At 44.5% G+C, this 25,085-nt stretch carries 20 protein-coding genes; 12 read left to right on the plus strand and 8 right to left on the minus strand.

Features of this window, described 5'->3' with window-relative positions; all coding sequences use genetic code 11:
* Positions 1–27: 27 nt before the first annotated feature.
* From L865_RS0107845 to cmoA, 7 genes are read right to left on the minus strand one after another with little or no spacing between them, the layout of a single operon-like run.
* Positions 28–1,113 carry a DUF3541 domain-containing protein gene (locus L865_RS0107845; RefSeq protein ID WP_028772721.1) on the minus strand — a complete coding sequence of 362 codons (1,086 nt, stop codon included), beginning with the start codon at positions 1,111–1,113 and terminating at the stop codon, positions 28–30.
* Positions 1,067–2,761: a M3 family metallopeptidase gene (locus L865_RS0107850; RefSeq protein ID WP_028772722.1), complete on the minus strand. Its 1,695-nt coding sequence runs from the start codon at positions 2,759–2,761 to the stop codon at positions 1,067–1,069. Before L865_RS0107850 ends, L865_RS0107845 begins: the two co-directional genes overlap by 47 nt.
* Positions 2,724–3,680: an alpha-L-glutamate ligase-like protein gene (locus tag L865_RS0107855; protein WP_028772723.1), complete on the minus strand. Its 957-nt coding sequence runs from the start codon at positions 3,678–3,680 to the stop codon at positions 2,724–2,726. Before L865_RS0107855 ends, L865_RS0107850 begins: the two co-directional genes overlap by 38 nt.
* A 1-nt stretch (position 3,681) precedes the next feature.
* The gene (locus L865_RS0107860; protein ID WP_028772724.1) at positions 3,682–5,187 is read right to left on the minus strand and encodes a UUP1 family membrane protein; all 1,506 of its coding nucleotides are present in this window, start codon (positions 5,185–5,187) and stop codon (positions 3,682–3,684) included.
* A gap of 14 nt (positions 5,188–5,201) precedes the next feature.
* Positions 5,202–5,954: an ATP-dependent zinc protease family protein gene (locus L865_RS0107865; RefSeq protein ID WP_028772725.1), complete on the minus strand. Its 753-nt coding sequence runs from the start codon at positions 5,952–5,954 to the stop codon at positions 5,202–5,204.
* A gap of 28 nt (positions 5,955–5,982) precedes the next feature.
* The gene (cmoB, locus tag L865_RS0107870) at positions 5,983–6,975 is read right to left on the minus strand and encodes a tRNA 5-methoxyuridine(34)/uridine 5-oxyacetic acid(34) synthase CmoB (RefSeq protein WP_028772726.1); all 993 of its coding nucleotides are present in this window, start codon (positions 6,973–6,975) and stop codon (positions 5,983–5,985) included.
* Positions 6,972–7,703: a carboxy-S-adenosyl-L-methionine synthase CmoA gene (gene cmoA, locus L865_RS0107875; protein WP_028772727.1), complete on the minus strand. Its 732-nt coding sequence runs from the start codon at positions 7,701–7,703 to the stop codon at positions 6,972–6,974. The genes cmoB and cmoA overlap by 4 nt, the downstream gene beginning before the upstream one ends.
* 149 nt (positions 7,704–7,852) lie before the next feature.
* Between cmoA and L865_RS0107880 the strand changes: the two genes are divergently transcribed.
* The 6 genes from L865_RS0107880 to ruvB all read left to right on the plus strand — a co-directional run bounded on the left by L865_RS0107880 (position 7,853) and on the right by ruvB (position 15,652).
* The gene (locus L865_RS0107880) at positions 7,853–10,654 is read left to right on the plus strand and encodes a transporter substrate-binding domain-containing protein (RefSeq protein WP_028772728.1); all 2,802 of its coding nucleotides are present in this window, start codon (positions 7,853–7,855) and stop codon (positions 10,652–10,654) included.
* Between the two features lie 192 nt (positions 10,655–10,846).
* Positions 10,847–12,628: an aspartate--tRNA ligase gene (gene aspS, locus L865_RS0107885; RefSeq protein ID WP_028772729.1), complete on the plus strand. Its 1,782-nt coding sequence runs from the start codon at positions 10,847–10,849 to the stop codon at positions 12,626–12,628.
* Between the two features lie 64 nt (positions 12,629–12,692).
* On the plus strand, positions 12,693–13,439 hold the full coding sequence (locus L865_RS0107890; RefSeq protein WP_028772730.1) for a YebC/PmpR family DNA-binding transcriptional regulator: 747 nt from the start codon (positions 12,693–12,695) through the stop codon (positions 13,437–13,439).
* 14 nt (positions 13,440–13,453) lie between these two features.
* Entirely contained in the window at positions 13,454–13,975 is a 522-nt protein-coding gene (ruvC, locus tag L865_RS0107895) for a crossover junction endodeoxyribonuclease RuvC (RefSeq protein WP_028772731.1), read from the plus strand.
* Positions 13,976–14,002: 27 nt separating this feature from the next.
* Positions 14,003–14,620 carry a Holliday junction branch migration protein RuvA gene (gene ruvA / locus L865_RS0107900; protein ID WP_028772732.1) on the plus strand — a complete coding sequence of 206 codons (618 nt, stop codon included), beginning with the start codon at positions 14,003–14,005 and terminating at the stop codon, positions 14,618–14,620.
* An 18-nt stretch (positions 14,621–14,638) separates the two neighbouring features.
* Positions 14,639–15,652: a Holliday junction branch migration DNA helicase RuvB gene (ruvB, locus tag L865_RS0107905; protein ID WP_028772733.1), complete on the plus strand. Its 1,014-nt coding sequence runs from the start codon at positions 14,639–14,641 to the stop codon at positions 15,650–15,652.
* A 4-nt stretch (positions 15,653–15,656) separates the two neighbouring features.
* Here ruvB and L865_RS23395 read toward each other — a convergent pair whose 3' ends face one another.
* Entirely contained in the window at positions 15,657–16,148 is a 492-nt protein-coding gene (locus L865_RS23395; RefSeq protein WP_051484513.1) for a DUF4402 domain-containing protein, read from the minus strand.
* Positions 16,149–16,628: 480 nt separating this feature from the next.
* Between L865_RS23395 and L865_RS0107915 the strand changes: the two genes are divergently transcribed.
* From L865_RS0107915 to L865_RS0107940, 6 genes are all read left to right on the plus strand, one after another.
* Positions 16,629–17,093, plus strand: coding sequence for a DUF4402 domain-containing protein (locus tag L865_RS0107915; protein ID WP_037470759.1), 465 nt, complete (start codon positions 16,629–16,631; stop codon positions 17,091–17,093).
* 117 nt (positions 17,094–17,210) lie between these two features.
* The gene (locus L865_RS0107920; RefSeq protein ID WP_028772735.1) at positions 17,211–17,990 is read left to right on the plus strand and encodes a fimbrial biogenesis chaperone; all 780 of its coding nucleotides are present in this window, start codon (positions 17,211–17,213) and stop codon (positions 17,988–17,990) included.
* Positions 17,991–18,007: 17 nt separating this feature from the next.
* On the plus strand, positions 18,008–21,187 hold the full coding sequence (locus L865_RS23400) for a carboxypeptidase-like regulatory domain-containing protein (RefSeq protein WP_051484514.1): 3,180 nt from the start codon (positions 18,008–18,010) through the stop codon (positions 21,185–21,187).
* A 102-nt stretch (positions 21,188–21,289) separates the two neighbouring features.
* Positions 21,290–21,706 carry a DUF4402 domain-containing protein gene (locus L865_RS24515; protein ID WP_169732696.1) on the plus strand — a complete coding sequence of 139 codons (417 nt, stop codon included), beginning with the start codon at positions 21,290–21,292 and terminating at the stop codon, positions 21,704–21,706.
* A 566-nt stretch (positions 21,707–22,272) separates the two neighbouring features.
* Entirely contained in the window at positions 22,273–24,789 is a 2,517-nt protein-coding gene (locus tag L865_RS0107935) for a TonB-dependent receptor plug domain-containing protein (protein WP_028772736.1), read from the plus strand.
* 99 nt (positions 24,790–24,888) lie between these two features.
* Positions 24,889–25,085: helix-turn-helix domain-containing protein (locus L865_RS0107940; protein WP_028772737.1), on the plus strand; the 197-nt coding region annotated here is incomplete at its 3' end.

Raw genomic sequence — 25,085 nt, forward strand, 5'->3', positions numbered from 1 at the left:
TGACTCATTGCACAATGGGCGAGCTCCTTAAGGTTTTTCGCTTACCTGTTTAGGTAAATACTTTTTGGTTGCCTTTAATTTATGGAAGTAGGGGCCTTTATGCAGTTTTTCTGGCCACTGTAATAGCATCATCGCCAGCACATTTCGATGTTCACCAAGTGCTAAATCTGGATTACCACGTGGTGATTTAATGATATTAGCTTCAACATCATAAGCATTTACGATATGCGCTTGGGTCAGTTTTACCACCCGATGATCGCTCAGGCCAGCTAAGTGAAAGCTGATGCCCACCTCTGCAATGATGTCATCGGTAGCATCTTCTAAAATACGTTCGATATTGGCATCGAAGTAGTCGAGGATCCAAGCAAACTCTTTGACATCAACACGGTGTTGATAATATTCGCTGGCGGCAAAAATAAAATGAGTGAGCCCATAGATTTTGTTGCGGTACTGACGTGTTGATAGCTGCTCATCTTTATCGCTTGGGTAAACTTCATTGAATGCAGCTTTGTATTCGTCAACATAGTCGCCTACGCCTATCTGCTTGGCCCAGTATACATAGTTAATCAGCTGCGCTGCCCAAGCTTCTATCATTGCTTTATCTGTCAAGCCTTGGCGTAGGTCGGTTTTTTTCAAAGCAGCGCGTAACTTATCATCACAAGGCCCAACTAAGCCAAATTCATCAATGCGACTTGAGAAGCGTAACAGTACGTCGGTATAAAACAAAAACTCAGGAAAGGGCTTCAAGGCCTTTTTACGTGCTTTGGCACGAGGACCGTTGCCTAATACCGAAATTGCTCGTTTAGACTCTGACTCAATAAAGCCTGGTTTATCGAGTTGGCACGCATAGAAGGCTTGTGATTCTGTCACGGCATATAAATCGATTAAGGCTGCATTGGCGTACTTTTCATCACCTGTCATGCGGAATTGGCGTATACCATAGTGGCCCTGCACACGCGGTGGTAATTGATACAAGTGATTTTCAAGGTTCATCTTGATGCCTTGGTATACCTGCTGTTCGGTAACCGCCTGCGCTTGTTTTTCAGCATAGGTCAGCGGAGAGACACTAAGAAGCGCAAGTACTAAGGTGCTTGTTTTCAGCAGCTTGTGCATGATTTATCCTTTCTATCAGTTGAGTCGGGGTGAGTGCTTCGCCGAGTAATGTCGTTAAAATAGACGCTAATGGCAAAGCGGGTTCATTAACAAGTAACGTTGTGAACACGTGATGTTGATTCTGACACGGTTTATTAATTCGGTAAATGTATTGGCTTAAGGCACTTTGCCACACATGTTGATAATACAGCGGGCCTTGCTCAGCTATAGCATAAAAATGCAAAGGGTAGCTTGCTTCATCTAACCAAGGTTGGCCAAAACTGTTAGTGAACTGCTGGGGTAAATCGGTGTAGGGGGCATCAAGCGCATAAAAACTGACAGCGATTTTAGCGCGAAACACTCGCTGTTGGTGACGAAACTCAGCCAAAAGTTTTTCTCGGCTGTTGTCAGCAATGGCAGGCAACAGCTGCGCTTGTAAATATTGGCTCAACCAAAGTTGACCTATTTGTCGACTCACATTGTTAGCGCTGCCGCTATTAAGCAGATAATGCCTTTGAGAATAACTGAGTTGTTCGAACGCCTGCGCTACGGTATTGACCAATTGCTGCTGTTGGCGGTAGTTATTGAGTGTGTCTGGCAACTTTAATTCAATTTGCGCAAATTGATGGCCAAGGACACCATGGCGTCGAGTTAGTAATTTGCTGCGATTGCCACTACTGATAATCACATCACCCAGTAAACGATTGTCCAACCAGATTCGGTGATAACGCTGATCTATCTGCTCAACACGGACGCCAAACTCTGCTAAAACTTGGTAGGCCTGTAATAACATCTCCAGGCCGCTGATGGATGTTGTGTTGGTGCTTGTTGCCTGCTTAAGCATTTGGGGAAGATCCCACGGCGACACGGTTGGTTTTGTCTGGCCGTCGAGAAATAGCTTTACTCGCGCCGGTTTTTGCAGCATATCTGTGGTTAATGAATATGCTGTGTAATCAGCAAAACCTTGATTATTTGCTTGTTGCTGTCTTATATCCCAGATTTGCTGCAAGGCTTGTGAGTTACGTTGTGACGCTCTAGCCTGATAGGCTTGCCAAACCTTGCGGCGACAATCTGTATCGGTTTGGCGCATCAAGTAGCCTGCGACTGTTAGATTGATGCTGCGGTTTGAGTTTGCATCGGTACTATTTATCTCACATTGACTCTCACTAAACAGCAAGCTGACATCTTCGGGCGCTAAACCTCGCTTAATTGTCGCTTGGGCAGTATGCAGTTTTGCCTTCGGGGTGATGGCTAAAGTTTGTGATTGTAGCTGTGTCAGTTGCTCGCCCAATAGCCTCAACTGCGGATCGGCAGCTTGAGAGAGTCCGTTGACGATGCTAACCACTTTTGGCTGATGGATAAGCTCTTCGAATAAGTCAGCTAAGTGCAATTGGCATTGTAATAAGTACTCATTCTCTTGAGGTGCCAGCGAATATTGGCGGTAGTAGTGCACACTGTCACGCAAATTAACAATCGACAACAGGTGATATTCAAGTGTGGTGGCTTGCTGGCTTAATTCGATGCTTGTGCTTTGATTGAGATCAGCGAGGTAGGCATCGTTATTAAATTCGATACACTGATTGTGTAAGAGTGAGATGGGAGAGACGGCAGCGTAAGCTGCCGTCAAACAACTAAGGCTGAGCAGTACTGCAAAAATGCTTTTTAGCATATGCAACGCGCTCTTCCACTGACATAGCAGTATTTTTTAGGTTTTCGACATGATGGAGAAACGGCAAAATGCCGCGACCATTGGCGATCTGAATAGCCAGACCTGGACGAGCATTAAGCTCTAGCAGTAATGGTCCCCGTTTTTGGTCTAGCACCATATCTGTCCCTAGATAACCCAGCTCACTCATCTCATAAGCTTTAGAGGCTGTATGTAATAGGGTGTCCCAGTGCGGCACAGCAATATCAATCAACTTCTTGTTGGTATCCGGATGGAAGTCAATTGGCTGGTCGAACTGAACTGCATGCAGTCCTTTACCTGTGCCAATATCAACACCTACGCCAACGGCGCCTTGGTGCAAGTTAGCTTTGCCGTCTGATGCTGCAGTAGATAAGCGCAGCATGCCCATAATTGGAAAGCCTTTGAATACGATAAGGCGAATATCAGGCACGCCTTCATAGGAGTAACCATCAAACACCGGATCGAACTCAATTAGCCCTTCTACAATGGCCACATCAGGGTTACCACCTAAAGAAAACAGTCCGCTCAATACATTTGATACGTGACGGTCTACTTCTGACGGTGTGACTTCATTGCCATTAGGCTTGTAATATCGACCGTTCTCGACTTTAGTGATAACCAAAATCCCCTTACCACCAGAGCCTTGAGAAGGCTTGATCACAAATCCTGTGCGGTTGTTGACCATTTCTGGTATATGGGCGATTTCGTGCTGTTCGCTCACGGTACCAATCAAATCCGGTACCGCAATATCATTGGCGAGCGCCAGCTGCTTAGTCGTGAGCTTATCATCCACGCGTTTGTAATATTTGCGCGGATTATAGCGGCCAATAAAGTCAATATTACGCTTATTCATCCCAAGTACCCCTTGGGATGCAAGCGCGCGAGGGCGAGCAAACATCATATTACTCTCCCGCCAATGGCTTAAAGCGTCTTAGCTCTAGTAGCTTATAACCTGTGTATTGACCCATAAGCAGTACCATAGCCAAAATCACTAGGTGAATACCGAGGAAGTTGAATACCCAGTGCTGAATCCAAGTCGCGCTCATTGCCATATAGGCTAAGGTTGCTACAAATAAACTACCGCCACCTTGGACAAAGACTTCTTTAGCGCCTTCTTCTTCCCAAAGAATCGACATTCTCTCAATGGTCCACGCTAAAATGATCATGGGGAAGAACGTGATGGTTAGGCCTTCACTGAGACCAAACTTATAGGATAACAATGTGAATAGGCCGATGATGCCTATCACCACAATAATCACCGCCGATATTCGTGATATTAATAGCAGGTTTAGCTGCGATAAATATGAGCGGATCATCAAACCGAACGCGACAATCAGTAAGAAACCAACTAGACCGGTTAATAGGGTAGTTTGAATGAAGGCTAAGGCTATCAAAACCGGCATGAAAGTCCCTGAGGTTTTAATGCCGATAATGACCCGCAAAAATACCACCATCAACACACCGATAGGGATCAGCAAAATACCTTTAAATAAGCTTTGCTCTTCGAGAGGCAGTTGATAGAGACTAAAATCAAGAGCGTCGCTGTTCTTCATCACATCGATAGAGGTGGCGAGGGCAGAGCGGGTATCTTGCAACATTGAGAAGTTTACTTGTGAGTTAATACCACCAATAACATCTAATGTTGATTTACCTGAGCGATCCCAAATTAGTAAGTTATCAGGGCGACCCTGAGTGCCATCAATTGGGTTGAATAGGTGCCACTGACCATCATGATAAACCTCAACAAAAGTCACCAGTTGCTGACGTCTGCGTTGGTCTTCTAAGAACAAACCACTGACGGTTTGAGCCGGTACGCCTTTGCTGTTTAGCATACGTACAAATAGTCTAGCGGGGCGGTTGCTGCTCAGCAGCAGTTCGATATTTTGGCTACGCTCGGCTGCTGTCAGGGCTTTATTAAGCTGCTGTGCGAACGATAAGTTAGTCGCACTGCGAGACCACACTTCTTCAATGGCTTGTTCTGCAGCCGCTTTTTCTGTTGCTGGCCAATTGTATGGCTCTGGTGTTTGTGGCTCTTCAGATGCCGCTATCTGCTTAACACCTGTTGGGATTAAGGTGACTTTATAGTAGAGATCTTGTTGACCCGCAGCTTCACGAATCGACCACACGGCGCGACGTCCTTCTTCATCGCTAGTGATAGAGAGACCGTATCCTGGAGAGGTCGCATTTTCTACTAACACTTCATAAGCCGGATCTTCTGGTAAAGAAAATGACACTTCAGCAGATTCGCCCGTGGCTTGGAAGCGCACTTTGGCATCAACTGCCCAGCTTTGTACTTGTTTACCAGGTAAGAAGGGCACATTGTGCTCTATACCACGATAGATGCTAGCGGCTAACCCTGAGATAAACAGTAGCGCGACTAACAAATAAAAAGGTTTTCTAGAATGCATTATTAATAATTTCCTTACTTGCTAGTGGCTTGCTTCACAGCAGGCTTACCATGGATATAGGTTTGGCTGACATCGACCACGGCAATATCTTGCATAAATTTACGTCCAAGTAGCAATGGAAACTCTAAATGGCTGCGGTCAACTAAGTTAAGATCGGTTTCCGCTTTATACTTACCGATTTGTAAGTGAGCGTGGATAACTGGGCGGCGGTCACTGCTTTCATTGGCATCTTGTTTGATACGGACAAAACGCTCGACTTTAGATTCGAAAGTTTGTGCTGGATTATCTTCGCCTAAGGTAAAGACATCAAATCGAACCCATTGCTTACCGTCGCGCTCAAACAAGATGATATTGCGTGCATCCAGTGATGATGATTCAGCGCCGGTATCAATACGTGTTTTGAAGCGGCCTTTAACCTCTTCAATATACACATGTTCAGTCGCACCTAGAATGAACTTGTCACCTATGGGAGAGACGTCACACTCCATTTCTACGGGAATGACTGTGGCTTGCTCTTGTTGTTGCTCAACATTAAGGTTAGCTATTTGCGCTTGCAAAGATTTAATCTCGTCTGATAATGCGGCTACATCTTGCTGCTGTGCTTGTTGATTGGTCTCGATAATCTTAACTAGCTCGGTTTGTTGAGCGCTAAGTTGACTGTCTAATGTCGCTGCATCAACGGGTACTGGCATAGCGTCAGTATTTGATTTAGCGGCACAGCCTGTTAAACCCGCGATAACGGCTAGTGTGATAATCTTTTTCAACATAGTCCTGTATTCCCAATTACTATTTCGTTTAGATTAAGTCTTTATTTGGCTGATTTTTTGTAGCGACAAAGGTAGCACGTTTAGGTGCTGGGTACCCTTCAATTGTCAGGCTAATATCATTAGGATCTAAATAATCGACCAATGATTCGTTTGGCATCCAGTCAGTGCTGCGTTGCTCTGCTAAAGAGGTCACATCAATATCGACGCATTTAACATCGATAAAGTCTGCCTTTTTCAACCATAGCTCTAGCGCTTTAGCTGATGGAATAAACCAAGTGTTATTCATTTTTCCGTAGCGCCCACTCGGGACTAATACGGTATTTTCATCACCGTCGATGACTAATGTTTCTAGCACCAACTCTCCACCAGTCCGCAATTGATCACGTAACTGGAATAAATGGTCGATGGGTGAACGGCGATGATAAAGTACGCCCATAGAAAACACAGTATCAAATGCATCTAGCGGCGGCAGCTCTTCAATGCCTAAAGGCAATAAATGGATTGGCAGCTCTTCACCTGCGAGGCGTTTTACCGCTTCAAATTGGCAGAGGAAAAGCACTGATGGATCAATTCCCACCACATGTTTGGCATCTTCACCTAGCATGCGCCACATATGATAACCACTGCCGCAACCGACATCTAACACTGTGCGATTTTCAAGCGGACTGATGTGAGGTTGAACTCGCTCCCACTTCCAATCTGAGCGCCACTCGGTGTCAATTTCGATGCCGTGCAGTGAAAACGGACCCTTACGCCATGGTTGGAATATCCGCAGCAGGTTTTCCAATTTTTGGCGCTCACCGTCAGTGAGTTGATCGCCAGAACCTATAGTGACGGAGTGCTTTAAATCAATCTGGTCGGGTGCGGGGTAGTGCAATTTATTGAGCACTTTCTCCCACTTGGGCAAACTGCCATGTTTATGGTCACGTTGCCATTGACCCAGTATTGCCGGAAAAGTTTCAAGCCAATGCTGTAAACTTGAATCTGAAATTTGTTTGTAGAACGAACTAAAACTGATCACTTGATTGCCACCATAGATGCAAAATTAAAACATTGGTACCAAACGCTGGTGTGCTCGAATCCTTGTGCGTTTAGCCGATTAACGTGCTGGGGTAATGAGTCGGGTTTCATAACATGTTCAAGCGAACTGCGCTTTTGACTTATTTCTAGCTCGCTATAGCCGTTGGCTCGTTTAAAGTCTAGATGAAGGTCGTCGAGCATGATCTGAATTTTGTCATCTTCAAAATATAACTTTTCCGATAGGACTAAAATACCACCGGGTCGCAGACCGAGATAGATTTTACGTAGCAAACTATCGCGATCTGCAGGCGCTAAGAACTGCATAGTAAAATTCAATACCACCATAGAGGCGTTTTCTATTTGAATATCGCGTATATCGCCACAAATGAGGTCAACCGGAATATCACTGACATAGGCGGCTAAATTATTTTGACACCCTTGTGTCATCGCTTCGCTGTTATCCACCGCAATAATGGTCGCCCCACGACCTTGAATGCTACGACGAATACTCAATGTTGCCGCTCCCAATGAACAACCAAGATCATAAACCTGGCTACCTGGCGTCACGTATTTATTGGCAAATTCACCTAAGGTATTAATGATTTGCCCATAACCTGGTACTGATCGCCTGATCATGTCTGGAAAAACACCGGCAACTTTATCATCAAATTGGAAGTCGCTAATATGTTCGCAGGCTGTAGCGTAGATAGTGTCTTGAGCTGATTTCATTGGATAGTACTGGTTAATTTCAACAGGTTATTCTAGCGAATGATAACTGTTGTCAGCAAGGCTAGTACTGGAAATTATAGATAAAATTTTGTCTAATAGCCTTATTACAACATTCATGTCACATCGTATTGACGTTCAAGGTCTGCCAGTTGAAAAATATTCTCGTCATTTTTACGTTTTCACTATTCGCCGTATTTGCGTCCTTTAGTTTGTACGCAGAAACAGAAAAGCCCTTGGTACTCGTCATGGGTGAAGACAGTTACCCTTATCAATTTGTTGATGATAGTGGTCAGCCTCAGGGCGTGTTGGTCGATTTGTGGCAGGAGTGGTCGCGAGTTACCGCGATGCCGGTGGTGTTTGTTGCCCGCCATTGGCAAGACTCATTACAGCAACTTGCCCGTGGTGATGCAGATATTCATATCGGTATGGCAAAAAATGCGGCTCGTAGTGAGCACTATGATTTTGCTGATCCGATAGCGGAAATTAGCACTTATCTTTATTTGCGTGCGTCGCTGGCAGGAAAATATGATTTTGCCGACCTGTTACCCTACAAAATTGGTGTGGTTAAAGGCTCTGCCCATGCCAGTACATTAAGGCAAATCGATTCACGCTTTGCCATCACTGAGTTTGAAAATCGCACAGAGCTGCTAGAAGCGGTACTGCGCCAAGAGTTAGATATATTTGGCAGTATGGAAGGGTACTTACGTGATCAGTCAGTAAATCGCACCATTGTTGAGCAGTTTCCGCTCAACCAGCGCCTTAATATCGACAATATAGATGTGGTCCCCGCGGTGCTCAAAGGCCGAGCCGAGCTGATTGCTAAGATTGATCAAGGCTTCGCAGCTATTAACCCAGCAAGAGTTAAGCAGATTAAAAAATTATGGCTCGGTTATAGCAATAGCTCCGATGCGTTAGTGATTTCAACAACCTCAGGTATAGAACCGTTTGTGGACGTGGATAGTGAAGGTCAGCCACACGGAATGTATATCGATTTATGGAAGTTATGGTCACAGAAAACGGGCATCAACATTAGTTTCCGTGTCGGTAACATGAAGCAGACTTTAGGCGATGTGATGCAGGGGCGCAGTGATATCCATATTGGCTACCCTGAAAGTGAATCAATGAATACTGGCTTAACCCGTGCACATAAGATTTATCAGGTCAAAAGCCGGTTGTTTAGTTATCAAACCCCGATCACCGATTTAAAACAACTGCAAGGTAAGCGTATTGGTGCGGTGCCCACAGCGCCCTACATCGACAAGCTTAGAGAGGTATTGCCCGATTCGCAGTTAAAGCTCTATCAAGGCGTCGACCAAATGATAGAGGCGGCTAAAAATGGCCATATTCAAGCTTTTGTGGCGTCATCAGCTTGGACACACCATTACTTGATTAGTTTGAAAGTATGGGGTGACTTTCATCAATATATCCCACTTGAATTCACCACAGATATTTTTGCGCTGACCCGTAAGGAAGATAGTGGTTTAACCCAAAGGGTGGCAGCAGGGTTTAATCTGATTTCCCAGCGTGAGTTAATTGATGTCGAGCGTAAGTGGGTGTTAGATCGCAACGATCACACTTTTGCCGCTAAGCGCAGTTTATTGTCCCTCAGTAAACAGCAACAAAGCGTGATTCAACAGGCTCCAACATTAAAGGTTGGCCATTTGAACGATTGGCAACCTATGGAGTTTGTTGATGCTAATGGCGAATATGCCGGCATTAATGGTGAAATTTTTGCCTATTTAGAAAAAGGGCTTGGTTTCAAGTTTGAACCGGTTGCCTTTAAGCGCTGGCAGGATCTGATTGAGGCGTTAAAGCGTGGCGACATTGACATTGCTGGCAGTGTTGCAAAAACACCCGAGCGCGCATCAAGTTTACTATTTACTGAGCCATATTGGCCGTCACCTTGGGCCTTGGTCACTCATTTAGATAAAGTGTCCTTGTTTAGCCTAAAAGAGTTATCAGGGCAACGCCTAGCGGTCGTGGAAGGCTACCATTTAGTCAATCGATTAATGGCTGATGAGCTTGATATTGATTTAGTGCTGGTGCCTGATACGCGGGCAGGTATTGAGGCGGTGTCTGAAGGTAAAGCGGATGCGTTTGTTGAGAAAGTTCTCAATATGGCTTACGAACTCACCGCTAAAGAGCATAACAGTTTAAAAATGTCGGTGTTAGCGGACTTTTCAGAGCAGCAAAGTCATATAGGTGTACACCCACGCCATAAAGCCTTGTTGCCGCTTTTAAATGTCGGTGTGGCCAGTATCACCGCAGAGCAGCGTCAACAGATTTATCAACATTGGGTCAAGCCAACTGAGGTCAATAGTGGCTTTTTCAATGGCCAGTGGTGGTGCGGTTATGTCATCTTGGCTCTAGGCACGATATTGGTTTGCGGTTTGATTTTAGCCCTATTCATCGCTCGCAACCGCAAGCTTGCTGAGGCATTGGGTGAAGAGCAGCATCGCAGAACCCATATTGATGGTTTAACCCAGTTGCCTACGCGATTGATTTTGGACGATAGGCTAGATCAGGCCATACTCAATCATGCTCGCGAAATGCAGCGCTTTGGGGTGTTATTTGTATCCGTTGATAGCCTTAAGCGGGTCAATCAAAATTTTGGCCACAGTACTGGGGACCGACTCATTACTATGATTGCCAATGATTTAAAGGATCTTCTGCGTAATTCAGATACGTTAGCGCGTTTTAGTCACAATGAATTTGTTATTGTGCTTAATCGCGTACAGGATTTAGATAAAGTTTGCCAGATGGCCGATGGGGTGATTCGTCAGCTAAATAAACCTTACAGTGTGGATGAAAAAACCATTGATGTCTCAGTGAGCATTGGTGTTGCTTGTTACCCTAATGATGGTGACAGTGCCGTAGAGCTGCTGCGTAAGGCTGATGGATTGATGTCTAGAGCAAGAGAGTGCGGTGGCAATTGCTATCGTACAGCGTAATCCTTGGCTTTTTGCGATCAAATGTCGGGCTAGGCCATCATTTTGCTGGATTAATGCACAAACCCATCGTAACTCACGTGCTTTAATCATGAAGTTGTTTTGAAACTGGCATTAATTCACTATAATGCCGCTTTTATCATGTTATTGAATATTTCCCAGATTAGTCATCTGTGGGCGTTAAGGAAAAGAAAGATGCGCAGTCATTATTGTGGAGACGTCAACCGGTCTCATGTTGGAGAAGAAGTTACCTTAGTAGGTTGGGTCAACCGTAGCCGTGATTTAGGTGGCGTTGTGTTTCTTGATCTGCGTGATCGTGAAGGTGTTATTCAGGTCGTATATGACCCAGATTTACCTGAAGTCTTTGAAGTGGCGAGCACTTTACGTGGTGAATTCTGTGTTCAGGTTAAGGGTTTAGTGAGAGCGCGCCCAGATAGCCAGATCAACAGTGACATGCGTACCGGTGAAATCGAAGTGCTGGGTAAAGGGCTTACTATCCTTAATGCCGCTGCGCCATTGCCAATCAACATGGATAAAAACCAACATAATACTGAAGAGCAACGATTAAAGTATCGTTACTTAGATTTACGTCGCCCAGAAATGGCTGAGCGTATTATCTTCCGCTCAAAAGTGACCAGTGCGGTTAGACGTTTCCTTGATACCAATGGCTTTTTGGACATTGAAACTCCGATCCTGACTAAAGCGACCCCAGAAGGCGCGCGTGATTACTTAGTACCAAGCCGTACTTACAAAGGTCAGTTTTTTGCGCTGCCACAATCTCCACAACTGTTCAAACAGTTATTAATGATGTCTGGGTTTGATCGTTACTATCAAATTGTGAAGTGTTTCCGTGATGAAGACCTTCGTGCTGACCGTCAGCCAGAGTTTACTCAAATAGATATTGAAACCTCGTTCATGACCTCTGAGCAGGTGATGGCGAAAACCGAAGAGATGACGCGCTCATTATTCCAAGAGCTGTTGAATGTCGATTTGGGCGAATTTCCACGTATGACTTTTGCTGAAGCCATGCAGCGATATGGTTCAGATAAGCCAGATCTTCGTAACCCATTAGAGTTAATCGACGCGGCGGATATTTTAAGCGAAGTTGAATTTAAAGTATTCCAAGGCCCAGCGACAGATCCAGAAGGCCGAGTAGCACTACTATGTGTACCTGGTGGCGCTAAGCTATCTCGTAAACAGTTGGATGAATATGCTAAGTACGTTGGTATCTATGGTGCCAAGGGATTAGCATGGATGAAGGTGAATGATTTAGCTGCAGGTATGGAAGGTGTGCAGTCACCTGTACTTAAGTTCTTAAATGAGACAGTGGTCAAAGCATTGCTAGCGCGCACCAATGCTAAAGACGGCGATCTAATCCTGTTTGGTGCTGACAAAGCCAATATCGTGGCAGAGGCCATGGGGGCGTTACGTCTGAAAGTCGGTGAAGATTTTGATTTAGTTTCCGATGAATGGAAGCCGCTTTGGGTCGTTGATTTCCCAATGTTCGAGCGTACTTCTGACGGCGGTTTACATGCCATGCACCATCCATTTACTGCGCCAACCGGTATAACTCCTGAAGAGTTGGAAGCGAATCCAACTGCAGCAATTTCAGATGCTTACGATATGGTGCTTAATGGCTGTGAGCTAGGTGGCGGTTCAGTCCGTATCCATGACAGCAAAATGCAGTCAGCGGTATTTAGAATTTTGGGTATTAATGACGAAGAAGCGAATGAGAAGTTCGGTTTCTTGCTAGAAGCATTACGTTATGGCACACCGCCACACGCTGGTTTAGCGTTCGGCTTAGACCGTATTATCATGTTAATGACAGGTGCGAGCTCGATTCGTGATGTGATGGCATTCCCTAAAACCACGACTGCGGCTTGTCCATTAACTAATGCACCGGGCTTTGCTAACCCAGCTCAATTAGAAGAGCTTGGCGTAAGCGTCATTGCCGCTGAAGAAAACAAAGAGCAGTAATGGCGATGCTGCGTTAAGCTCAGTCTTAGCGCAGCAAGCTGTATTGGCACGATAAGGAGAACACATGGCTGGACACAGTAAATGGGCGAACATTAAGCACCGCAAAGCCGCTCAAGATGCCAAGCGAGGCAAACTATTTACCAAGTTTATCCGTGAGTTAACTGTTGCCGCCAGAGAAGGCGGCTCAGATCCTGATTCTAACCCTAGATTACGTGCAGCGATAGATAAATCCCTTTCCAACAACATGACACGCGACACCGTTGAGCGCGCGATTAAACGCGGCGCTGGCGAGCTTGATGGCCAAGTACTTGAAACCATCATGTATGAAGGCTACGGCCCTGGCGGCACTGCTGTGATGGTGGAAACCATGACAGACAATAAAAACCGTACCGTTTCCGGTGTGCGTAATGCATTTAGCAAATCTGGCGGTAATTTAGGGACAGATGGTTCCGTTGCTTATCTGTTTAGTAAACGTGGCGTGATCTCATACGCTGAAGGCACTGATGAGGATGTAGTGATGGATGCGGCATTAGAAGCGGGCGCTGATGATGTCGTTACCCATGATGATAGTTCAATTGATGTGTTCACCACCCCAGAAGACTTTGGTGCTGTTAAAGACGCGCTTGATGGTGCAGGTTTACAAGCTATTAACGCAGAAGTGACCATGATTCCATCGACCAAAGCTGAGCTGGACGCTGCGACTGCGCCGAAATTCTTACGTCTCATTGATAATCTTGAAGACCACGATGATGTGCAAGAGGTTTATCACAATGGCGACATAGCTGACGACATTTTGCAAGATTTAGAATAGGCCACTATTAACTTATGCCAATCATATTAGGCATCGATCCAGGTTCGAGAATTTGTGGTTACGGCGTTATTCAGTGTCAGGGACGGCAGCAAATTTATTTAGGTAGCGGCTGCATACGTACCCAGTCTGGAGACTTACCCAGTCGGCTCAAAATTATTTTTGATGGCGTGTCTGAAATCATCAAGCAATATCAACCCGATGAATTTGCCATTGAAAATGTGTTTATGGCTAAAAATGCTGATTCAGCCCTTAAATTGGGGCAGGCAAGAGGCGCAGCGATTGTTGCAGCCACCCACGCCGAACTGCCCGTAGCTGAATATACCGCTACACAGATCAAAAGTGCCGTTGTAGGTACAGGTAGAGCACAAAAAAGCCAAGTACAACATATGGTACAACAGATATTTAAGCTTAGCGCTGCGCCACAAGCTGACGCGGCGGATGCGCTAGCGGTAGCCCTTTGCCACTTTCATACTTATCAGGGGCTTATTGCAATGGGTGGCAAAGCTAAGTCACGCAGTTATGGCCGTTACAAATAACCTAAAAACAATTATAAGGATTGTCCAATGCTGGGTAGACTCCGAGGTATTTTAGTAGAGAAGCAGGCACCCGAAGTGTTAATTGATGTATCGGGCGTTGGTTATGAAGTACAGATGCCACTCACCAGTTTTTATGAGCTTCCCGAACTGAATAAAGAAGCTGTGATTTATACGCATTTTGTGGTTCGCGAAGATGCACAGTTGTTATATGGCTTTATTACTAAGCAAGAAAGAGCGTTATTTCGCCTGTTGATTAAAGCCAATGGCGTGGGTCCTAAGCTTGGACTGACAATTTTATCTGGCATGACTGCTGCCGAGTTCGTTAAATGTGTCGAACATGACGATATTGCTACCTTAGTTAAGTTGCCAGGGGTAGGAAAGAAAACTGCTGAACGCTTGCTAGTGGAAATGCGCGATAAATTGAAAACGCTGATGGAAGCATCCGTCGGCTCTGAGCGAGAGTTTGTACTCCAGACCAACTATACACCTGCGGAAGTTGTGAATACTGCAGAGGAAGATGCCATTGCCGCCTTATTGAGTTTGGGTTATAAGCCTGCACAAGCGAGTAAAGCTGTGTCGGCTGCTTTTAAAGAAGGCATGGACTCAGAAACCCTCATTAAGGCATCATTGAAGTCAATGTTATAACTAAGGCGCTAAGCAATAATGATAGAAGCAGATCGGTTGGTTCACGCTCAGGTACAAGGTATCGAAGAGCAAGACGAACATATTGATAGGGCGATGCGGCCTAAGTTATTGGACGAGTATACAGGCCAGGACGATACTCGTGCACAGCTAAAAGTGTTTATTGAGGCGGCTAAAAAGCGCAAAGAAGCCTTAGACCATATGCTCATTTATGGCCCACCTGGTCTAGGTAAAACCACATTGGCGATGATTGTTGCCAATGAAATGGGTGTCAACATTAAATCAACTTCGGGCCCGGTATTAGAAAAGGCTGGGGATTTGGCGGCTTTGCTGACTAACTTGGAAGCGGGCGATGTATTATTTATCGATGAGATCCACCGTTTAAGTCCAGTGGTTGAAGAGATTCTATATCCAGCCATGGAAGATTATCAGTTAGATATCATGATAGGCGAGGGACCTGCAGCTAGATCGATTAAGCTCGATTTACCACCGTTTACTTTAATAGGCGCGACCACCCGCGCCGGCGCATTAACTTCACCTCTAAGAGCACGCTTTGGCATTCCACTTAGGCTTGAGTTTTATAATGTGGTGGACTTAAGCAGTATTGTGACGCGCTCCGCTAAAGTAATGACCCTGCCTATTGATGATCAAGGGGCGGTAGAGGTTGCCAGACGTTCTCGAGGCACGCCACGTATCGCTAACCGATTGCTGCGCCGAGTCAGAGATTATGCAGAAGTGAAGTATGATGGCCATGTGACTAAAGCAGTTGCTGAAGATGCGCTAAATATGTTGGATGTTGATGCCGAAGGCTTTGACTATATGGACCGCAAGTTGTTGCTGGCCATTATCGATAAATTTATGGGCGGCCCTGTAGGCTTAGATAACCTAGCCGCTGCCATTGGCGAAGAGCGGGAAACGATAGAAGATGTGTTAGAGCCGTTCTTGATCCAGCAAGGATTTATTCAACGCACCCCGCGCGGTCGTATCGCTACCGCAAGAGCCTATAGCCACTTTGACCTTATAAAGCCTGAATAAAGCGCTATTGCTCAGTCACTTCAAGTACATATTGCGGGTATTTTATACCCGCTTCTGCTTTCTTGGTAGCCACCACTTTGGCGCCAATTTCAAGATACTCTCCATCTGTGCCGGGGTTAGGTAAATCTACCGCAGGAAAGGTTTTTAGGGTAGTTCCTTGATATCTAACTCTGAGTGTTTTGAGGTTAACTTTATATTCGTTAGCCAATTGGTAAAAGTTAATGGTGATAGGTTGGTCGGTATCTGAGGTAATAAAATACTGGCCATTATGAAAATCGTTATCAAGTAAGGTCACATTGGTTGACGCGCCAAGATTGCCTTTCCAATTGACCACAACAATCGAACTCGCTGTGCTATTACGAATGACGCTAGGATACTTTAACGGTTGTATTTCAGTGATTGTGATCTGTGCATGGGCCTTGATACTCGCAAACAGGGCAATCAGTAGCATTAATCCCTGCAAGGTAGCCAAAAAGGCTTTGTGTGTGGTTAACATGCAATACCTTGGGGATTGCAAATTCTTCGTAGAAATTTTATCGCTAGGCATATTATATTTTTCTAGTCTGTTACCTGCTATTAAGTTGCCATAAACTACTTAATGGTTACAAGTCATTAGTATAAAACCATTTTTTTATTTGAGGTAATAACTTATTCCATTTTTAAATAACGATGGTCTCAGTGATTGATATTCAAGCTTTACTGCTAAAAACATGTTTTTGAAAGCGGTTTCAGTAGAGTTTTATGCTGTTTATAGGCTTGATTATAAGTTTTTATGTTACCGAGTTTTGCAAAATGTGATCCAAATGTAAATAAAGTGTTGCTAATTGTGTCATCTTTGGTAGTTTACTTCTCAAGGCACAGCTAAAGTGCCTTTTAAACATCGACTTATACGTGATCAAGGAAGAGCGGAGTTAGCTAGGGAAAGGCTAGGTGTGAGTGATAATAATAAGACGTACTACTTATGGAACTCAAAATAATGAAAAAAAGACTTCTTGCTACCGCTGCTGCTTCAATGATGTTTTTTGCTGGTCAAAGTGCTGCTGAACAGGCCACTGGTACCGCACAATTTAAACTTGTCCAACCTATCACCGTAACAGAAACAACTGTCATGGAATTCGGTAATATCGATATTTCTGCCGATGGCAACTGTACGCTTGATTATGCCAATACGGTCACTGGTGCAGCGTGTCTTGCTGGCGGTAATACTTCTGAATCTGGTGTATTCACAATTACTGCCAATGATGGTGATGTAAATGTGACCTTGTCAGGTGCTGATACCAGCGTTGCGGGCGTGACTTTCACACCGTCTATTGCTTCAAGCACTGTGACTGTTGCTTCAAACACGGCCACACTCGTAGTGGGCGGTTCAATTGATATTGTTGCTGCTAGTGCATCATCTGGCGACCAAACTATCAGCTACACCGTAGATGTGATCTACTAAAATCTAACGCTTTAGATGTTTGCCCTGCTAACAGCAGGGCACCTTTATATTCTGCTCGAAGTAAGCTAACCAACAATATTATTGAGCTTGTCTCATATAAACTAGCTGGGCGATAACATGAAAAGAATCTTACTAGGCTGTCTGAGCCTGTTTATGCTTGCTACACACTCGCAAGCAAGTCTATTAGTGACACCAACCCGTGCTGAGCTTGATAGCAGCCGCCAAAAAAGTGCCATTTTTTCTCTTGTTAATAAGGGTAATGTCACATCCCGTTTTAACATCTACTTTCAAGATAAACAGCAGCTGCCCAGTGGCGATTATGTTTCCCTTGAAGGCAAAGGCAAACTAAGTCAGTTTGTGCGTTATTCACCGCGTCGAATTACTCTTGAGCCTGAAGAAGGGACGAGAGTGCGCCTCGCATTACGCTTACCTAGAGGGACTGCGCAAGGTGAATATCGGAGTTATCTGGTATTTAGTCAAATTCCGCTCACTGAAGCGCTAGATAGTGCTGCTACAGAAAACGCTAAAGATCTATCTTTAAGTATTTCGGCTATGTTACGGATCTCTGTACCCGTAGTGCTGAGAGTCGGTGAGCTTGATAGCGAAGTGTTTATTGAGAAAGGTGACTTAACCCAAGGCAATGGCAATGTAGCAGTGACGCTTAAGCGGACAGGCGATCGCAGCAGTTATGGCGATATTGAAGTGCTGCGAGAGACCAATGGTGAAAAACAAACCGTTGGCAGTTTTAAGAATGCGGCCCTTTACACAGAAATTGAGCAACGCACTTTTAATGTCAGCTTAGACCAAATGATCGAACCTAGCGACCGCCTTTGGGTGCGCTACTCTGAAAATGAACACTTACCAAACCCTAAGGTGGTTGAGTACGCGCTTAGATAGCACATATTAACTGCAACATGAATAAGGCTCCGGAGCAACAGTTGGGCTTGGTTAAGCACTGGGTGTTCTACCTGGTGCTTTTGCCGTTGTCAGGATTAGCAATATTGCTCTATATCTGGCTTAGCACTGCAACAGATAGTACCGCAACAGATAGTACCGCAACAGATAGTACCGCAACAGATAGTAGCATAGTGGCTCTTGGTGGTAGCGCCTTGCCAACTCCAAATCCAAATGATCAGAAATTTGACAGTACGCCCTATCATTCGAATAATCCTAATCAGGCAGATAGATTAGCCTCCAATCAAATTTCATCGTCACAGGTAGCGAATAACTACATAGGTGATCAGCAAGCTATTCGCGCTCATCTATCTGAATCAAATTCACTAGCAGTCACTGTTAACAATAATCGCCGACGGAGCGAACAGTCGCCGCGAAGCCTAGTTGATTATAACAGTGCCGCCAATGTTGATTTACAAGGTAAGCAAAATCCACCGTCGGTATCGAAAATAGCAAAAAAACCTAAACCTAACAGTCATCGTTTCATTCAAGGTGAAATGATTGAAGAAAGTGCCGACTCATCGGGTTATGGGACCAGAAAGGCTAGCCAAGTGACCCGCGCCCACATTCAACCGGCACATCACCAAGGCAAATCGGAGCAAAGCAGTAACAATAACGTCCGCAGTATTGGCGCTGCTATGGAACATCATCCTCGGCGTTGTAATCGAATTATTAATCGCCACTATCAAACTCAGCCAACAGCCGATGAGCAATTTTTGATCAGTCAATTACGCTACGGCTCAGACGTGTTAAGTGAAGAGCTATTTGCCTATCAGCATGGATCTGCGGTCTACCTTCCTTTGCAACTACTTGCTGAGTTGTTGATGTTACCAATAGCAGTGGATATGGATGGGCTCTCAGTTAATGGTTGGTTTAAAGACGAGCAAGCAGTCATTGATATCAGTAATGGCTTAATGCGTTATCAAAATCATTCGACTTTATGTGAAAGCGCCGATACCGCGCTGTTTTATGATGATTGGGATGTTTACCTACCTTTGGGAGTGGTGCAGCAGATGTTTGGCTTAAAGATAGACTTTCAAGCTAATAGGCAGCGCTTTGTGATTGAACATTCTGATGCTGTGCCACTAAGTCAATTACGAGAACGGCAAAAGCGATATCAACTTTTTAACGCTCAGAAGAGTGCAGCAAGTCATCAGCAAGTTGTCGAAATACCTAAACAGAATGCGATTTTGGGTGATCTAGCCGTTAATATGGATGTGGGCATTAATGCTAATAACCAAGGGGGCGAAACACAGCTAGGCCAAGAGGTTTCATTACAAGCAAAAAGCGAGTTGTTACACCATCAAGCTTACGTGAGTTACTCCCATTCTGATTCCGGTGATAATGTCACTGCGTTCATCGAAAAACGTAGCCCAGATGACTGGGTAAAGCACTATCGCCTCGGTACCGTAAATTCCCAAAGCCTACCTTTGTTGTCCGATGGCGACCAAGGGCTGGGAGTAACCTTAAGTGCAGGCGACGGCATCACCCAAGATTTACGCTACATTACCGTGGAGGGTGAGTGGTTAAGTGATTGGGACGTAGAACTCTATCGCAATAACGCGCTAGTCAATGTACAACGCATCGCCCAAGACGGCTTATACCGTTTTGAGCAGGTGCCTTATTTTATAGGCTTAAACCAGTATCAACTGCGTTTCTTTGGGCCAAACGGTGAAACCAAAGTAGAGAATTTCTCTAAATTACTGGATGACTCGGTGTTGGAGCAGGGCGATAGTGGCGTCCAAGTAGGCGCGCTTGCTAGAGAGCAGGATGATTTACAGCAGTACTATATAAGTGGCCAATACGCTTTGACTGACAGTTTTACTGCTGGCCTTGCGATTGTTAGGCAACAACTAGATGATGATCAATGGCTTACCATACCTAAACTGAGCATGAACCTGCTTGGCGAAAATAATTTACTGCAGATCAATTATGCCAACAGTGGCGAGGGGCATGCTATCGGTGCAACGCTGCAAGGGAGTATAGAGAGTGTAGATTGGATTGCCGACTGGTCGCATTTTGATGATTTTGAGTCATGGGATAATCCACAAATGCGTTTAAACCAGCAAGCAAACCTATCGTTAAATGGTAGCTTTGCTAACACCGCTATGAGCTGGTCGCTTGGTGGAGATTGGCGAGACTATCGACTAAGCAGTGATAGTTTACAAGCCAATGCCAGGTTATCAAGCCAGTTGGGCAGGATATCAATGTCAGGCGAATTACGCTGGCTACAATCAGGTGGCATTGATGAGTATATTTCTCGGTTAGCCATTTCAGGCAAGCTTGGACAGTGGTACTTGCGTAGCTATCTAGATATCGGCCTAGGTGAAGGCACGGAGGTTGATATCTGGGTGGCTAACGCAAACCGCACGATAGGTGAGCGCCTTAATTATCAGGTAGAGATGCGCTACCATCCGCAAACTAGCGCGCAATACAGTATTCGTAATGCGTTATCCTATCTGTTTGATTATGGCACATTAAGATTTATGGTAGACGCTGACGATGAAGGTGATTGGTTTGGTCAACTTAAATGGAATAGCTCGGCGTTGTGGTACGCCGATGACAATTTGCTGTTGATTGACAGTCAAAACTATCTTAATACCGGTGCGGTTAAGTTAGTTGTGTTCCAAGATGATAACGGTAATAACCACTTAGATGAGTCTGAACACCCTTTAGAAGGTGTGCGCTTTTCGGGTCATAGTCAGGCAGAACTGGCAACCAATGCAGAGGGCGAGTTGTTGATCAATCAGCTCCGAGTCGGCCAACCCCATAAACTGATGTTAAATGAAGGTAGTTTACCTGACCCATTTTTGGTGGCTAGAACACCAATTTTTAGCGTTAATGCGCAACCTGGGCATGTTCAACAGATAATGTACCCCGTGGTAAATACCGCTGAAATAGAAGGCATTGTGATTGTGTCTGGTAACTCGCCGCTACCCGCTAAAGGCAAACTGGTGGAGCTCGTTGCGCTGCAAACCAATGACTATTACAAAACACGTGTGGAATTTGATGGCGTTTTTCTATTTGATGCGATTGTCCCTGGTCGCTACGAGCTCAGAGTCGCTTCTGAGGACGCTATTATCGTTGATATTCAACCAGGTGAATTTTTACAGCTTGCGCCGATAAAACTCTCTCACTAATGTTTTCAAAATCATAAACTGTGACCTGGGTATAGTTTTGTACAATGCAGTTATTGAGCTAGCCACTATAATTGCTTTATCCCCATCAAATCTGGTTTCTATTTGCTCAACATATTGCTTACCGCAGCCATCGGTCAGGCGGGTTTTAATTTAGTCTACCCGGTTGATATTGCCGAGCACGCCACCTTACAACTAGGCGATGTGCTCAACACGGCTGATTCAGTGTGCCAAATCAGTAGTGCAGGGCGTACAGGTTCGGGTTGCCTGACTTCTGATGCTAATGTCGCGCAATTTAATATCTCAGCCGTGGGGCAGTCCCACATCAATGTGGTAGTGCATAATGTCGTTACTGATCATTTTACGTTTGAGCCGAATCTGCAAGATGGTGCTCAACAACAGCTTTTTGATATCCAATCAGGCCAACTCACGTTAATAGTAGGTGGGAAATTAACTGTTATAAAACCGGCTGAAAATGGTAGCTACACAGTTAATTACACAGTGGAAATTAATTACGAATAATTAATTATCTCACTCGTCAAGTTCATCGCTTAAATATGTATACCACCTACTTTAATGCAACCAAAAATAAACCATTAAGCCATCTTAAATTACACTTGTCGCAAATTGTATCAGGGCTGTGACAGTGTAACATTCTGTTATCAAGGTTAACTGAATCCTGTACCTAAGCTTTATGGGCTTATTTTAGCCAGAATAAATATTTGACCTGGCTCACTAGTTAGTCACTTTTTCGATCTCGAGAGCCTGCTAAATGCGAAAAACTGTGATCAATATCACAAAAGCGGTACTTTGCGAAGTTAAATAACTGTTGCTGTATCGCTGTCTGCAAATCCGGCTTTAAGTATTCATATCTAGCGTTTTACTCTTTTTAAATCAATTTTAGCGATATTTTGTAAAATGGCGTTTGTGTTTAAAACTTTATTGGTACGTTATTTTAACACTTTATTATCTTAGGTTAATTTAAATCGTGATTGACTGTAGTTACGTGAAACTACAGTATCGATTCCAACGCCGACTAATTAATTTCTGGCGCTAATAAAAATAATTAATTTAGGGAGTGAATCGTAATGATCAGAACATCAAAATTGGCCTCAGCAATTAAGTACAGCTTAATTGCATCAGTAGCAAGTGGTGCTGCGTTAACCAGTGCAACTGCAGCGGCTGAAGAAGAGTCAGCGAATGTAGAGCGTATTGCGGTGACTGGCTCTCGTATTCAACGTCAAGACATGGAAACAGCATCTCCAGTTACCGTTATCGATGCAGCTGCTATCCGTGCAGAAGGCTTCACCACTGTAGATGAGCTTCTACAAGCTCAAACCTCAATGGCTGGTGCGGCAGTAGGTTCTAGCACTAACAATGGTTCAGACGGTGTGGCTCAAGTAGACCTGCGTGGTATGGGCTCTCAACGTACATTGGTTCTACTTAATGGTCGTCGCATGGTTAACTCTGGCTCAGGTGCAGACAGCGCAGTTGACCTTAATGCTATTCCTGTTGCGATGATTTCACGTGTAGAAATCTTAAAAGATGGTGCTTCTGCTGTTTACGGTTCAGACGCAATTGCGGGTGTGGTTAACATCATCACCAAGAAAGACTTTGAAGGCTTCCAAATTGACGTACTTGGCGGTATGACCGACAAGAGCGATGGTGAAAACGGTGAGATAAGTGCACTTTATGGCTTCAACACTGATACCGGTAACTATACTTTCGGTGCCGCTTATTCTGAACGTCGTGGCGTAATTCAATCTGACCGTGACTGGACTGATCCAGGTAATAGCTCATTTATCCCTAATGGTTCATTAGGCGGTATGGTTAAAGATGAGAATGGCAATTGGGTTGATCGTGAAGAAGGTTATGACTTCACTCAAGACAGCTTTTACCAAACACCAAGCAAACGCTACAGCCTATTTGCTAACATGACACAAGAGCTAGGTAACGATGTAGTGTTAACTGGTGATGTACTTTATACCAAGCGTAAGTCTAACCAGCAGCTAGCACCACAACCCGCTAATATTATGCTAGATGTTTGTCAGCCAGGTGATGATCCAGCTAAGTGTTTTGAACTTGATCAAGACATGATTGATGCGGGTATTGGTCCAGATGACAACGGTCAAGTTAACTACCGTAAACGTATGAACGATGTAGGTCCACGTATCTATAGTCAAGACACAGATACTTGGCGTGTTTCTGCAGGCCTTGAAGGTTCAATCGATGTCAATACTGGCCTGATTTGGGATGTGTCTTATACCTATGGTAATAACAAGGCTAAAACTCAAGTAGAAAACTCAATCAACGCAAACTTAATGGCAGACGCAATTTATGCTGATCAAGATGCTTGGTTAACTGGTCAACCTATGACCGACCAAGAGTTGCTAAATAGCGTTGCTTACACAGAAAAAGCAGATGGTGGTAACGAGCAGCATGCAATTTCTGCCGGTATTAACGGTGAGTTGTTTGATTTGGATGCAGGTGCAGTTGCATTTGCTATCGGTGCTGAATATCGCTACGAAAGCGGTTATTACAATCCAGACCCAATCATTGTTGCAGGTGAGGGTACTGCTGCACAGCAAGATCCAACTGATGGTAGCTACAACGTAATCTCAGTATTCCAAGAAGTGAGTGTACCGTTCACAGATAAATTGACCGGTGAATTTGCACTACGCTTTGATGACTACTCTACCTTCGGTAATGCTTCAACGTGGAAAATTGGTTTAACCTATGAAGCGACTGATGACTTGATGCTACGTACTGTTGCTGCAACAGGTTTCCGTGCACCAAGCGTTAGCGAGCTATATGGCGGTAACTCAGGTTCATATGACTACCTAACTGATCCTTGGGGCAACGAGCAAGATCCACAGATCTTAGTTAACTATACCTCTGATGAAGATCTAAAACCTGAAGAGTCTGAGTCTTATACTGCTGGTTTAGTTTACTCACCAAGTTATGTTGATGGTCTGTCTCTAACAGTTGATTACTGGCGCTTTAAAGTGAAAAACGCAATTACGCGTTTAGATACTCAAGCGGGACTTGATGCTTGTTTTGGTGGCGATACTTCAGCGTGTGAAACGTTCAACATTGGACCAAATGGTGATCTTTCTAACTTGACAAACTCATTGACCAACGTGGGTTACCAAGACACCAGTGGTATCGATTTCAACCTAGCTTATAACTTTGAAGCGTTAAGCTTAGATTGGGTTATTAGCAATGACACCACTTACTTGTTGAACTTTGAGCAAGACGGTATCGATTACACCAACAAGATCGATGGTAACTTCGGTGCATATGCTCAGTATCGTAACAACTTCAGCATCAAAGCGGGTCAAGGTGATTGGAGCGTAATGTACTTCAACCGTTATATCGGTGAAATGGACGATTTGGCAACAGGTGAGAAAGTTGATTCTGTGCTATATCACAATGTTTCTGCGTCATACTACATCAACGATACTTGGATGATCAGCGGTGGTGTTAAAAACATTACTGATGTAGAACCTTCAAACGTATCTAACGGTAGTGACGGCGGTACAGTACCTGAAGTTTATGACACTATTGGTCGTAGCTTCTATGCCGGTGTAACAGTTAAGTTCTAAAACTTGATTGCATACTAATAAAAAGCGCCCAACAGGGCGCTTTTTTTATTGCCTATGTTGTCCCGTCCTGAGATAAGTTGACACTTTGGAGACTTATCTATGAAACCTTCAAGCACAATCAGCATTAAACGTACACAACGTGATTACACATTAGGCTTTAAATTAGCCGTTGTCAGTCAAGTAGAAAAAGGCGAGCTAACCTATAAGCAAGCTCAACAGCACTACGGTATTCAAGGTCGAAGTACGGTCCTTACATGGTTAAGAAAGCATGGTAGATTAGACTGGACGCAACCCAT

This window comes from Shewanella waksmanii ATCC BAA-643 (genome assembly GCF_000518805.1).
GTDB classification, from domain to species: Bacteria; Pseudomonadota; Gammaproteobacteria; order Enterobacterales; family Shewanellaceae; genus Shewanella; species Shewanella waksmanii.